The 12,584-nt window shown below is 45.2% G+C and carries 12 protein-coding genes and 1 pseudogene; 12 read left to right on the plus strand and 1 reads right to left on the minus strand.

What is annotated here, in order from left to right; all coding sequences use genetic code 11:
- Positions 1–67: 67 nt before the first annotated feature.
- The 12 genes from EWV68_RS16875 (at position 68) to EWV68_RS16930 (ending at position 12,150) form a co-directional block, all read left to right on the plus strand.
- A complete protein-coding gene (locus tag EWV68_RS16875) occupies positions 68–1,387 on the plus strand; it encodes a four-carbon acid sugar kinase family protein (protein ID WP_287170472.1) in 1,320 nt (439 codons plus the stop codon).
- Between the two features lie 202 nt (positions 1,388–1,589).
- Positions 1,590–1,940 (plus strand): coiled-coil domain-containing protein, encoded by a 351-nt coding sequence (locus EWV68_RS16880; protein ID WP_287170473.1) that lies wholly within the window; start codon positions 1,590–1,592, stop codon positions 1,938–1,940.
- A 12-nt stretch (positions 1,941–1,952) separates the two neighbouring features.
- The gene (minC, locus tag EWV68_RS16885) at positions 1,953–2,780 is read left to right on the plus strand and encodes a septum site-determining protein MinC (protein ID WP_287170477.1); all 828 of its coding nucleotides are present in this window, start codon (positions 1,953–1,955) and stop codon (positions 2,778–2,780) included.
- A gap of 257 nt (positions 2,781–3,037) precedes the next feature.
- Positions 3,038–3,838 (plus strand): septum site-determining protein MinD, encoded by an 801-nt coding sequence (minD, locus tag EWV68_RS16890; RefSeq protein WP_061431756.1) that lies wholly within the window; start codon positions 3,038–3,040, stop codon positions 3,836–3,838.
- Between the two features lie 29 nt (positions 3,839–3,867).
- On the plus strand, positions 3,868–4,155 hold the full coding sequence (gene minE, locus EWV68_RS16895; RefSeq protein ID WP_004160373.1) for a cell division topological specificity factor MinE: 288 nt from the start codon (positions 3,868–3,870) through the stop codon (positions 4,153–4,155).
- A complete protein-coding gene (locus EWV68_RS16900; protein WP_002761679.1) occupies positions 4,152–4,340 on the plus strand; it encodes a hypothetical protein in 189 nt (62 codons plus the stop codon). The genes minE and EWV68_RS16900 overlap by 4 nt, the downstream gene beginning before the upstream one ends.
- 334 nt (positions 4,341–4,674) lie before the next feature.
- Positions 4,675–7,731: a phosphoenolpyruvate carboxylase gene (gene ppc / locus EWV68_RS16905; protein ID WP_287170475.1), complete on the plus strand. Its 3,057-nt coding sequence runs from the start codon at positions 4,675–4,677 to the stop codon at positions 7,729–7,731.
- Between the two features lie 727 nt (positions 7,732–8,458).
- Positions 8,459–9,742 carry a serine hydroxymethyltransferase gene (gene glyA / locus EWV68_RS16910; protein ID WP_002797075.1) on the plus strand — a complete coding sequence of 428 codons (1,284 nt, stop codon included), beginning with the start codon at positions 8,459–8,461 and terminating at the stop codon, positions 9,740–9,742.
- A 78-nt stretch (positions 9,743–9,820) separates the two neighbouring features.
- Positions 9,821–10,885 carry a glycosyltransferase family 4 protein gene (locus EWV68_RS16915; protein ID WP_002761684.1) on the plus strand — a complete coding sequence of 355 codons (1,065 nt, stop codon included), beginning with the start codon at positions 9,821–9,823 and terminating at the stop codon, positions 10,883–10,885.
- A 67-nt stretch (positions 10,886–10,952) separates the two neighbouring features.
- Positions 10,953–11,252 (plus strand): DUF4164 domain-containing protein, encoded by a 300-nt coding sequence (locus EWV68_RS16920; protein ID WP_287170476.1) that lies wholly within the window; start codon positions 10,953–10,955, stop codon positions 11,250–11,252.
- 233 nt (positions 11,253–11,485) lie between these two features.
- Positions 11,486–11,782 carry a DUF4164 family protein gene (locus EWV68_RS16925; protein WP_061431760.1) on the plus strand — a complete coding sequence of 99 codons (297 nt, stop codon included), beginning with the start codon at positions 11,486–11,488 and terminating at the stop codon, positions 11,780–11,782.
- An 83-nt stretch (positions 11,783–11,865) separates the two neighbouring features.
- Positions 11,866–12,150, plus strand: a complete 285-nt coding sequence (locus EWV68_RS16930) for a hypothetical protein (protein WP_061431761.1) — start codon at positions 11,866–11,868, stop codon at positions 12,148–12,150.
- A gap of 143 nt (positions 12,151–12,293) precedes the next feature.
- Here the strand turns inward: EWV68_RS16930 and EWV68_RS16935 are convergent.
- A pseudogene (locus tag EWV68_RS16935) lies at positions 12,294–12,584 on the minus strand (hypothetical protein); the annotation flags it as partial.

The raw sequence follows: 12,584 nt of genomic DNA on the forward strand, positions 1-12,584 counted from the left end.
AGAACCCGATAAACTATTAACCAGATTCTCTTGATTCCTTCGTCCCTCCCATCCTGATAAAAAATATATGAGCAATAATAGACCTAAAATTATAGTCTTAGATGACGACCCGACAGGTTCCCAAACAGTCCATAGTTGTCTGTTATTGATGCGGTGGGATGAAGATACTCTCCGCTTGGGATTGGCAGATAATGCGCCAATTTTCTTTGTTTTGACCAATACTCGCGCTTTAACCCCCGAAAAAGCCGAGTCTGTCACGCGAGAAGTCTGTCATAACCTGAAAACTGCCTTAACTAAAGAGGGAATCGAGGATTTTTTGGTGGTTAGTCGTTCCGATTCTACCCTGCGCGGGCATTATCCGATCGAAACTGATGTTATTGCCGAAGAATTGGGCGGTTTTGATGCACATTTCCTGATTCCAGCCTTTTTTGAGGGGGGGAGAATCACTCGCGATAGTATTCACTATTTAATCATCGATGGCGTTCCCACTCCCGTCCACGAGACGGAATTCGCTCGCGATTCGGTTTTTGCCTACCATTACAGTTATCTGCCGGATTATGTGGAGGAGAAAACGAAAGGTAAAATTAAAGCAGATGATGTGGAAAGATTTTTACTGGCAGATATCCGTCAAGGTAGTTTAGAACGACTGCAAAAGCTCAAAAATAATCAATGTGGGGTGGTAGATGGGGAAACTCAAGCGGATCTCGATCGCTTTGCTGGAGATATTTTAACCGCCGCAGGGGCCGGAAAAAAATTTTTATTCCGTAGTGCCGCCAGTATTTTAACTTCTTTGGCTAATTTAGGAACTCAACCGATCGCTTCCGAATCTATGGGTAAGTATAAGCCCACGGGGGAAGCCGGGGCAATTATCGTCGGTTCCCACGTCAAAAAAACTACCCAACAATTAGATGAACTGCTTCAACAACCCAACACCGTCGCAGTCGAAATCGATGTGACGGCATTGCGCGATCGTCCTGAGCAACGAGATCAACTCTTAGCACAAGCTCTGGAAAAAGTCAAGCTTATTCACAAAAATAAACAAACCCCCGTGATCTATACCAGTCGGCAAGAGTTAACCTTTGCTTCTGTGCAGAAACGCCTTGATTTTGGGGTTGCCGTCTCCACTCTGTTAATGGACATTGTTAAGGGTTTACCCAGTGACATCAGTTTTTTAATCAGTAAAGGCGGAATTACCTCTAATGATGTCTTAAGTACGGGTTTAAGCCTGCAATCGGCCCGTTTACTCGGTCAGATTCTCCCCGGTGTCTCCATGGTTCGTACAGCAGCCGATCATCCCCTCTTTCCTAATTTACCTGTGGTTCTTTTCCCGGGTAACGTCGGTGATGTCCAAGCTTTGGCCACAGTTTATCAACGTTTGTGTCAATAGGAGGCAATCAGTGATCAGTGATTAGTGATCAGTTATCAGTGAGCAGATGTGAGTTTTCAGTTCACTGATTACTGAAAAAAAGCTCCCCTCTCCCTTCTCTCCCCTCCCCAATTCATAATTCATAATTCCTAATTCCCACTGCTGCCGGCTGCTCAAGGTTCATAATTAAAGAAACATCTATACTGATAGCTGGTTAATTTTTATGAAAACTGTTGCCGATACGGACCTGCAAAGGCTAGAAGACTTAATTATCAACGGACAAAAAGCGATCGAGACTCGTTTCACGGCGATCGAGACTCGTTTCACGGCGATCGAGAATAGTATCGTCGAAATTAAGGCTGATATTAAGGAAATCAAGCAAGATGTTAAATCCCTAGAGATAGGACAGGCAAAATTAACCGAAAGAGTCGAAGGGATGGATAATCGCCTCAAAATAGTTGAGGGCAGTCAAAAAAATCAAATTTGGGCATTGATGACCATTTTAGGCGGTTCACTGATTACCGCTTCCGTCGGTTTGCTGATCGCTATTTTGCGCTTTGTCTTGTTTAAGTAAAAAATTATGGCCATAGATGAAACTGAAACCGAAATAAATCAAGAAATCGACCTAGAAACCGAAAAAATTGAGCCATCAGCCTCGGTAATAGAGAGATACGCCCAAATCCACCTAAAAAGCGAGGGTGAGAAATTGGTGCTAATTTTGCCCAAAACCGGCGCCGGGGAGACAAGTCAGGATTGGACAGATATCTTGACAGGATTAAAATATTATCTCCGTAATAGCGGCCAAAACTGCCCCGCTAGAACACCAGTACACCTACGGGCCAATGATCGCCTGATGGATACGCGCCAACTACAAGCGATCGCCACCATTTTAGACAGTGCCGAATTACCCCTGCATACCATCCAAACCCAAAGAAGACAAACCGCAGTAGCAGCGGCAACCATGGGTTACAACGTCGAACAAATGCGCTCGAATCCCACGGTTTTCGGGGACGAGCAACCGCTGCCATCCCTCCTCGCCGAACCTTTGTACTTAAAAACCACCCTGCGATCGGGTGTAGAAATCCGTCACCCGGGTACAGTTATAGTCATGGGCGATGTCAACCCCGGCGGATCGATCGTCGCTGATGGCGATATATTAGTTTGGGGCGGTTTACGCGGTGTGGCCCATGCTGGATTCCGCGGCGATCGAGCAGCGGTAATTATGGCCCTGCGAATCGACTTAACTCAACTGAGGATCGCTGAATTAGTGGCACGCACCCCGGCTGTGAATAGCGATCGCATGGAACCAGAAATTGCCTGTATCAGCGAAGGAGGAATCCGCATCATTGGGGCTTATAATTTTTCCAGAACCTACACCTTTAAAGATCAAGTGGGATGGGTCGAAAAAAAGTGATCAGTCACCAGTAAACAGTGATCAGTGACCAGTGATCAGTAAACAGTGATCAGTAAACAGTGATCAGTAAACAGTGATTCAGTGACTGGTAAAAATAGCGATTAACTGCGTTGAAACGAAAAACTCGATAAAACTGATAACTGATAACTGATAACTGATAACTGATAGCTGATAACTGATAGCTGATAACTGATAACCGGTAACTGATAACTGATAACTGATAACTGATAACTGATAACTGATAACTGATATAAATTATGGCTCGTGTAATTGTGGTGACATCGGGAAAGGGGGGAGTTGGTAAAACGACAGTAACGGCGAACTTAGGTTCAGCCTTATCTCAATTAGGCTGTCGAGTCGCCCTTGTCGATGCCGATTTCGGACTGAGAAATCTCGATTTATTGTTAGGATTAGAACAGCGTATCGTTTATACTGCCCTCGATGTGGTGGCGGGAGATTGTAGTCTTGATAAAGCTTTAGTTAAGGATAAAAGACAGGAAAATCTGGTCTTATTACCAGCGGCACAAAATCGCACCAAAGAGGCAATTACTGCCGAGCAAATGAAGGATTTAGTCGCTCAATTGTCAAAAAGTTATGACTATGTATTGATTGATTGCCCGGCAGGAATTGAAATGGGTTTTCGCAATGCGATCGCCGCTGCCCAGGAAGCGATCATCGTTACTACTCCGGAAATGTCGGCGGTGAGAGATGCCGATCGCGTGGTGGGATTACTAGAAAGCGAAGATATTAAGAGTATCCGTCTGATTGTCAACCGGCTGCGGCCAGAAATGATCCAACTGAATCAGATGATCAGCGTCGAGGACATTCTCGACTTATTGGTAATTCCCCTGTTGGGGATTATTCCCGACGATCAAAGAATTATTATTTCCACTAATAAAGGAGAACCATTAGTATTAGAGGAGAAGACTTCTCTCCCCTCTATGGCCTTTAGAAACATTGCCCAGCGTTTACAGGGTCGCGATGTGCCGTTTCTAGATTTAATGGCCGGTCAAGAAGGTTTTCTTACTCGTCTGCGTCGTCGCTTGTTTGGGCCTTAAACTCTCTCATCTCAACCCCTTAACCTACTATGAATGACCTGATCGATAAACTTCTAGCATGGCGCGGTTCGGGCAAAAGTGGCGACCAAGCTAAAAAACGCTTAAAACTTATTCTGGCCCATGATCGCGCCGATCTTAGTCCCGAACTTCTCAATATGATGCGTCAAGAAATCTTAGAAGTGGTCAGTCGTTATCTTGATATCGACACCGAGGAAACCGAGTTGCTCCTAGAAAGTGACCAACGGACTACAGCCCTGATTGCTAATTTTCCGATTCGTCGCATTAAACGCCGTCCTTTAACCGAGAAATTGCCATGAAAACTCAACCGATCGAGCTTTGGCTTAGTCTAGCGGTCAGTCCCTTTCTTTTATCCTACTTGGGACTACGTTCTATTAATAATTGGTTGATAGAAGTCGGGAAAGACAGCGAGGAAATCTTTCGGGGCGATCGCTTGCCGCTGCTCAATATTCCCGATCAGTTACCGGTCAACAGTGACCAATAATCCAAGAAAAAAGTCCTTTTGCCCCCTGAAAAGAGGCAAAAATAGTGAAATTTTTGTTAAAAATAGGAAAAAATGTGATTCTTTGGGATATAATCTCATTTCTGACCAACCCTAAGAACTAATCCCGATAGATCAGCAATTGAATTACAGCGTTTTTCATTTCAACAAAGTACATCCCGATATATCAGGGAACAGGGGATAGGGATTTAGGGAGATAGGGATTTAGGGAGATAGGGAAATTTCAGCCCCACTGCCCCACTACCCCAACACCCCACTCCTGACTCCTGACTCCTGACTCCTGACTCCTAACTCCTTTTCACTTTTTACTGAAATTATGAGCGTCCTTGTCCCCTCGACCGAAACCGAACAGGATATTTTCACCACTTCCAACCTGTTTCTGCAGCAAAGACTGAAATTAATCGAAGATTTATGGAAAGAAGTCTTAGTCTCCGAATGTGGTCAAGAATTAGTCGATTTACTGGAATTACTGCGCCATCTCTGTTCTGAGGAAGGACAAGTGACCGATGATAGTCCGGAAGCAATGATCGCCAAAATGATCGAAGACTTGGAACTAGGGGAAGCGATCAAAGTTACCCGCGCTTTTGCCCTCTATTTCCAGTTAATAAATATAATCGAACAACACTACGAACAAAGGGATCAGCAACTACTGCGACGGACGGTGATCGGGGAAGAAAACGAAAGTCCCAAGGCTGACCCAACGCAAAAAAGCATTTTAGCCACCATTGTCGGGGCCGATTGGCTAGAAAAAACCCTGAACGAGTCCGATCACTCCGGCCCAAAATCGGGACTATTTCACTGGTTATTTCCCTATCTCAAACAGGTTAACGTCCCTCCCCAAGAAATTCAGCGTCTTCTCGATCAGTTAGATATTCGTCTGGTTTTCACGGCCCACCCCACAGAAATTGTCCGTCATACCATTCGCATTAAACAGCGCCGTATCTCAGGCATTCTCGAAAAACTCGACCAAGCAGAAGAAATCTTTCGCAGTATGGGGTTAACTAACTCCAGAGAAGCACAAACAGTCACCAAACAGTTAAAAGAAGAAATTCGTTTTTGGTGGCGAACAGATGAACTACACCAATTTAAACCCACCGTCGTCGATGAAGTGGATTATGCCCTGCACTACTTCGATGAAGTTCTCTTTGATTCCCTACCCCAGTTAACCCTGCGTCTGCAGCAAAGCCTACAATCCTCCTTTCCCCGTTTACAAGCGCCGAAAAATAACTTCTGTCGCTTCGGTTCTTGGGTGGGGGGAGATCGGGATGGCAATCCCTCCGTTACCCCCGAAGTCACCTGGAAAACCTGCTGTTATCAGCGCAATCTCGTTATTAAAAAATATCTCGATGCTATTCGCGACCTGACCAGTATTTTAAGTGCCTCCCTGCACTGGTGTCACGTCTTGCCGGAGTTACTGGACTCCCTGGACAGAGATAAACAGCAAATGCCCGAAATCTATAGCCAGTTAGCAATCCGCTACCGTCAGGAACCCTATCGCCTCAAATTGGCCTTTATTCAAAAACGTCTGGAAAATACGCGTGATCGCAATGATCGCCTCAATGACCCGGAAGAACGACAATTATTAACTAAACTCAACGAAACCAACATCTATCGCTCCGGTTCCGAGTTTTTAGCCGAATTACAGCTATTAAAGCGCAGTCTCTTGCAAACCGGTCTTTCCTGTCAAGAACTCGATCGACTGATCGCCCAAGTAGAGATTTTTGGCTTTGTCCTGACTCAGTTAGATTTTCGGCAGGAATCCACCCGTCACGCCGAATGTATCGAAGAAATCGCCGAATATCTCGGAGTTTTACCCAAACCCTACGGTCAATTAAGCGAATCAGAAAAAATCGCCTGGTTAGTGGGGGAATTAAAAACCCGTCGGCCCTTAATTCCCCGGGAAATGCCCTTCTCGGAAAGAACCTGCGAAACCATTGAAACCCTGCGAGTTTTAAGAAGTCTGCAAGGGGAATTCGGTCTGGAAATCTGCCAAACCTACATTATCAGCATGACCAACGAGGCCAGCGATGTGCTAGAAGTGCTGTTATTAGCCCAAGAAGCCGGTTTATACGACCCCGCCACTAGCCGCAGTTCCCTCCGCATCGTTCCCCTCTTTGAAACCGTCGATGACCTCAAACACGCCCCCGGCATCATGCAGACTTTGTTTGAATTGCCCCTCTATCGGGCAGCCCTAGCCGGCGGTTACGACCATTTAGCGGCTTTAAACGGGGAGGACGTGACCCCGGAACCTGCCATCTTGGAACCGAGTAATTTACAGGAGATTATGGTGGGTTACTCCGATAGTAATAAAGATTCCGGCTTTTTGAGCAGTAATTGGGAAATTCATAAGGCCCAGAAGGCTTTACAAAAAACCGCTAAACAATACGGCGTGAATCTACGTCTTTTTCATGGCCGGGGCGGTTCCGTCGGTCGGGGTGGTGGACCGGCCTACGCCGCTATCCTCGCCCAACCCCGGGGAACGATTAACGGTCGCATTAAAATCACCGAACAAGGCGAGGTTTTAGCCTCGAAATACTCTTTACCAGAATTGGCCTTGTATAACCTCGAAACCGCCGTAACGGCGGTCATACAGGCAAGTTTACTGGGCAGTGGTTTTGATGATCTCGAACCCTGGAATCGCATCATGGAGGACTTGGCCACCTGTTCACGGCAAACCTATCGCAGTTTGATTTATGAAGAACCGGACTTTTTAGACTTCTTTCTGTCCGTAACTCCCATTCCTGAAATTAGTCTTTTACAGATTAGTTCCCGACCAGCGCGCCGGAAAAGTGGTCAACAGGATTTAAGTACCCTGCGGGCAATTCCCTGGGTATTTAGTTGGACCCAAACCCGTTTTCTTTTACCGGCTTGGTATGGTTTAGGGACAGCTTTACAGATGTTTCTCGATGATTCTCCTAGCAGAAATTTGGAATTGTTACGCCATTTTTATCACAAGTGGCCTTTCTTCCAGATGGTGATTTCTAAGGCAGACATGACTCTATCAAAGGTGGATCTACAGATGGCCTATCACTACGTCAGTGAACTTTCTAAACAGGAAGATCGAGAACGTTTTCAACGTCTGTTTGAAAGGATCAAAGAGGAATATAATCGCACTAGCGAGATTGTTCTCCAGATCACCGGCGAGAAACATTTATTGGATAATGATCCGAATTTACAGCGCTCGGTGCAGTTACGCAACGGTTCGATCGTTCCCCTCGGTTTCCTACAGGTGTCTCTCCTCAAGCGTTTACGTCAATACAACAGTCAAGCTCAATCCGGTGTGATTCATTTCCGCTATTCTAAAGAGGAGTTATTAAGGGGTGCTTTAATGACGATTAATGGTATTGCCGCAGGGATGAGAAATACCGGTTGATTACAGATAATTAGGGTGTGCTGAAAAAGTGTATTGGTGGGGGCAGGGTGTGGCCCCCCCCAACCCCCCCGACATCGGGGGGGCAGGTGGGGTGTAGGGTGTAGGGATTTTGAGGGGGTCAACCACCTAATTTTCAGGGAAAAAGTCCTTGAAATTTCCCTCCGATACCCGCAATGGCTGGCACTTTTTGAGGGGAAAAAAGTCTAAAAATGTTACCCAACAAGGTTTTTAGATTTATTCAGCCAACCCTAATTAATGGTAGTTTTCGGGGGGATTGTCTTGAAGGTAATCCACCCTATTTTTGTGATTTGTCAACTTTTTGTAGAACTTCTACTAAGTTGTTATTTTTAAAGGGAAAATCACCGCTAAAATTGGGCTTTATTGCCGATTTTATCACTCAATCCCAGCTTTTGGGGGGTTCTATTGGCTAATATTACTATAGCGTTTCCTAAGCTAGTGAGGTACACATATTTTTCTTCCCTTTTGACTTTTGCCTCTTGCATGAGTGCCTAAAACCCATAACTTTTGTACCTCAGCAGACTGAAAAACGCTATATCACTTATTGACTAAAAATGAAGATTTTACCGCTAACAGTTGACAATTGATCATCGATCCCGAAGAGAAGCAATTAAGCTCCCCGGTGTGTCGGAAGATTAGAGATTGTGCCAAAATGGAGAAAGTGACCCAAGGATTACAGGTAAATTGTTAAAGAAAGGATCGAGTAACCGTGACTGATACGAACTTAGATATACTATCCTTGACCGATCCAGCGATCGCGGGGATTCTGCAAAAAGAACTGCAACGTCAAAGAGATCACCTAGAATTAATCGCTAGTGAAAACTTTACCTCCGCTGCCGTCATGGCCGCCCAGGGTTCGGTTTTAACCAACAAATACGCGGAAGGACTGCCCAAAAAACGCTACTATGGCGGTTGCGAATACATTGACGAAGCGGAACAATTAGCGATCGATCGGGTTAAACGACTATTTGGGGCAAACCACGCTAACGTACAACCCCACTCCGGCGCCCAAGCTAATTTCGCCGTTTTCCTGACCCTCTTGCAGCCCGGCGATACGATTATGGGTATGGATCTCTCCCACGGGGGTCATCTTACCCACGGTTCCCCCGTTAACGTTTCTGGGAAATGGTTCCGAGTAGTACAGTACGGAGTAAGTCCCGAAAGCGAACGCCTGGACTACGATCTCATCCTTGACATCGCCCGCAAGGAAAAACCCAAACTAATTATCTGCGGTTATTCTGCCTACTCGCGCCAGATTGATTTCGAGAAATTCCGCGCCATCGCTGACGAAGTGGGGGCCTACCTGATGGCAGATATCGCCCATATTGCCGGTTTAGTGGCCACCGGTCATCATCCTAACCCCCTACCCCACTGTGATGTGGTAACTACCACCACTCACAAAACCCTGCGCGGTCCTAGGGGGGGGTTAATTATGACCAAAGACGAGGAATTAGGCAAAAAATTCGATAAATCCGTCTTCCCCGGTACCCAAGGCGGGCCCCTAGAACACGTGGTCGCGGCGAAAGCGGTGGCTTTTGGGGAGGCCCTGAAACCGGAGTTTAAAATCTATTCGGGACAAGTAATCGCTAATGCCCAAGCTTTGGCAGGTCAGTTGAAAGCTAGAGGGATTAAAATTGTCACCGATGGTACGGATAATCACTTGATGTTACTCGATTTAAGATCCGTGGGCATGACCGGGAAAGAAGCCGATCGCTTGGTGAGTACGATCAATATTACCGCTAATAAAAACACTGTTCCCTTCGATCCCGAGTCTCCCTTTGTCACCAGTGGTCTGCGCTTGGGTTCCCCGGCTATGACCACCAGAGGACTAGGAGAAACGGAATTTATCGAGATTGGCAACATTATCGCCGATATTCTCCTTAATCCAGGGGATGAAGCCCTGAGAACTGCTTGCCGTCAACGGGTAGCGAAACTCTGTGAAAGCTTCCCCCTCTATCCCCATCTCCATATTTCCGTCCCCGCCTTGGCCTAAAACGAGAGATAATAAAAACTCATAATTGGCGATTGCCTGTCAGTTGCCAATTGTGAATTAAATCGCCCCCCAATTCCCATGTCTGGAGATTTATACTATCTAATTGCTTTTCTGATCGCCCATACCGTGGTACTTTGGAGTACCCCCCTCGTCAGAACCGTCGGACTGAAAAGCGGTTACGTCGATAAACCCAACGAAAGGAAAGTCCATGAAAAGCCCATGGTTCGACTGGGGGGAGTTTCGATTTTTGTCGGCGCTTTAACTGCCCTCCTGATCGTTTGGTGGTTGGGAGGGTTTGCCGGTTTAAACAGCGATCGAGAATGGGAAGTGTGGGGCGTAACCCTAGGCGGTTTGGGCTTTTTCCTCATCGGTCTAGCGGATGATCTTTTTAATCTTTCGCCCCTCAATCGTCTGGTAATGCAGTTTAGCGTCGCTTTTCTAGCTTGGCAAGCCGGCGTTAGGATCGATTTCCTCTCTATTCCCTTCGGCGATTTATTACAAATTCATTGGCTAAGTTTGCCAGTTACTCTCCTCTGGTTAGTGGGGATGGCTAACGCGATTAACTGGATTGACGGTTTAGATGGATTAGCGGCGGGGGTTTCGGGTATATCTGCCGTGGTGATTTTAATTGTAACTTTGGTGATGGGACAACCGGCCGCCGCTATTATCGCCGCCGCTTTAGCGGGTGGGGCCTTGGGTTTTCTGCGTTACAATTTTAACCCCGCTCAAATTTTTATGGGGGATGGTGGGGCCTATTTTATGGGTTTTACCCTGGCGGGTGTGGCGGTGATTGGATTGGCTAAAACCACTGCTGTGACTACTGTTGCCGTTACCGCCGTCCTATTGCCCTATCTCATCCTCGCAGTTCCTCTCCTCGATATGTCCACGGTGATTATTTCCCGTCTCAAACGCGGAAAATCCCCTTTTGTGGCTGATAAACGTCATTTACACCATCGTTTACTGAAAGCGGGTATCTCTCACCGTCTGACAGTATTATTTATCTACGCCCTAACTCTCTGGGTGGGCAGTTTAGCCCTCGGTTTCTCCAATGTTCCCAGTGGTTGGGGTTTTGCCTTTGGTGCAACTCTCCTCCTCGGTTACGTCGGTTGGCAAGTCTGGCGCAATCGTGGCAGTGAACCGTAAGCCATCTTAAACTAGAAAAAAGATTAATAATTAAGATAGCGGCAGGATAACTCTGGGAGTTTAGCAAATGTCTAACGAAACCGTAACTTATTCCCTTGAAACGGTCCTCAAGGAAATCAAAGACAGCATCAAGGAAGTCAACCAGAAAGCTGATAGAATCGATCAACGTCTGACAAAATTAGAAATCGGACAGGCAGAACTTAAAGGAGAAATTAAAGCTTTAGATGAGCGACTAAGCACAAAAATTGACGGATTGACCGCTAAAGTTGCCTATCAAGAGTTTACTAATCGAGGCATTTTGATCGCCCTTGTTGTTGCTATTTTAGGAGGAGCCGCTAAACTTTTTGGATTTATTGGCAACCCCTAGAAGTTGCCCTTAGCATCATAAATTTTTTCTATCTTATTTGGCTCTTCGGTAATTGTTATGCAATGGACGGGGGTTATAAGGGATGTAACCCTTATATAGAAAGGCATTTAGCGATTTTTGTCAATTGTTTTTTATCTAGAGCGAACTAATCAATTAAGTCTCTTGCCAGATAAGGATTTAGTCGATTTATGCCCCCCTATCGAACAAAGTTATCAAAAGTAGGAGTTTAGCAAATGTCTAACGAAACCGTAACTTATTCCCTTGAAACTGTCCTGACAAGGATTGAGGGAAAAATCGACTCTTTACAAAGAGATGTTAATGAGCGTCTCACTAAGCTAGAGATAGGACAATCAGAAATAAGAGGGGATATTAAAGCCCTAGATTCTAAAGTTATGGAAATAGAAAAGCGTATTGACGACCTGAATGTACGGGTGAATATTAGCACTAATGGGTTTCTTGGCATTGTCGGAATTTTGGTGACAGGAATACTAGGCATTCTGGGAAAAATCGTCTTTTTCCCTAATCCCTAAAAGTTATCCTTAGTCGTGCATATCGGCAATTTTGATGCCTTGTCGATTAGAGAAAAAATCAGCAAAAGTAGGAGTTTAGCAAAATGTCTAACGAAACCGTAACTTATTCCCTAGAAGCAGTCCTGACAAGGATTGAGGGAAAAATCGACTCTTTACAAAGAGATGTTAATAAGCTAGAGATAGGACAATCAGAAATAAGAGGGGATATTAAAGCCCTAGATTCTAAAGTTATGGAAATAGAAAAGCGTATTGACGACCTGAATGCACGGGTGAATATTACTACTAATGGGTTTCTTGGCATTGTCGGAATTTTGGTGACAGGAATACTAGGCATTCTGGGAAAAATCGTCTTTTTCCCTAATACCTAAAAGTTATCCCTAATGGTAATTCGTCCAGATTTGTTTACTCTACAATTTTCAAGGATACAGAGAAAAACAATCTGCAAAAATCCCTCTTTCCTTTCTCCTCTCTGCGACTGTAGCGCCTCTGCGTGAAACAAAAAATATAACACTCATGCCCTAATCACAGTAATTCTATATTGATTTTCTGTCACCACAACTTCAGTGGATAATCTTTCTTCCATTGGTAAAGCATTTTTCCTCCTATCAAAGATAAATAACCAACCAAAATCTAAACCCAAACGCCCTAAATAAGACTCTAATTGTTCGATCCCATCAGCTTGAGGATCGCGTTTTTTATCCCGCCATACTTTTAATTCAATCCCTAAAATTACATCTTTATAACTCAGACATAAATCCATTCTATCGCTACCAATTGCATATTCCCTTTCTAAAACTCCCCC

Source organism: Microcystis sp. M_QC_C_20170808_M9Col, assembly GCF_007095495.1.
Lineage (GTDB): Bacteria > Cyanobacteriota > Cyanobacteriia > Cyanobacteriales > Microcystaceae > Microcystis > Microcystis aeruginosa.

What these genes read in the sequence shown, in the direction of transcription:
- EWV68_RS16875 (WP_287170472.1), top strand. Translation starts at nt 68, where the DNA reads ATGAGCAATAATAGACCTAAAATTATAGTCTTAGATGACGACCCGACA.
- EWV68_RS16880 (WP_287170473.1), top strand. Translation starts at nt 1,590, where the DNA reads ATGAAAACTGTTGCCGATACGGACCTGCAAAGGCTAGAAGACTTAATT.
- minD (WP_061431756.1), top strand. Translation starts at nt 3,038, where the DNA reads ATGGCTCGTGTAATTGTGGTGACATCGGGAAAGGGGGGAGTTGGTAAA.
- minE (WP_004160373.1), top strand. Translation starts at nt 3,868, where the DNA reads ATGAATGACCTGATCGATAAACTTCTAGCATGGCGCGGTTCGGGCAAA.
- EWV68_RS16900 (WP_002761679.1), top strand. Translation starts at nt 4,152, where the DNA reads ATGAAAACTCAACCGATCGAGCTTTGGCTTAGTCTAGCGGTCAGTCCC.
- ppc (WP_287170475.1), top strand. Translation starts at nt 4,675, where the DNA reads ATGAGCGTCCTTGTCCCCTCGACCGAAACCGAACAGGATATTTTCACC.
- EWV68_RS16915 (WP_002761684.1), top strand. Translation starts at nt 9,821, where the DNA reads ATGTCTGGAGATTTATACTATCTAATTGCTTTTCTGATCGCCCATACC.
- EWV68_RS16920 (WP_287170476.1), top strand. Translation starts at nt 10,953, where the DNA reads ATGTCTAACGAAACCGTAACTTATTCCCTTGAAACGGTCCTCAAGGAA.
- EWV68_RS16925 (WP_061431760.1), top strand. Translation starts at nt 11,486, where the DNA reads ATGTCTAACGAAACCGTAACTTATTCCCTTGAAACTGTCCTGACAAGG.
- EWV68_RS16930 (WP_061431761.1), top strand. Translation starts at nt 11,866, where the DNA reads ATGTCTAACGAAACCGTAACTTATTCCCTAGAAGCAGTCCTGACAAGG.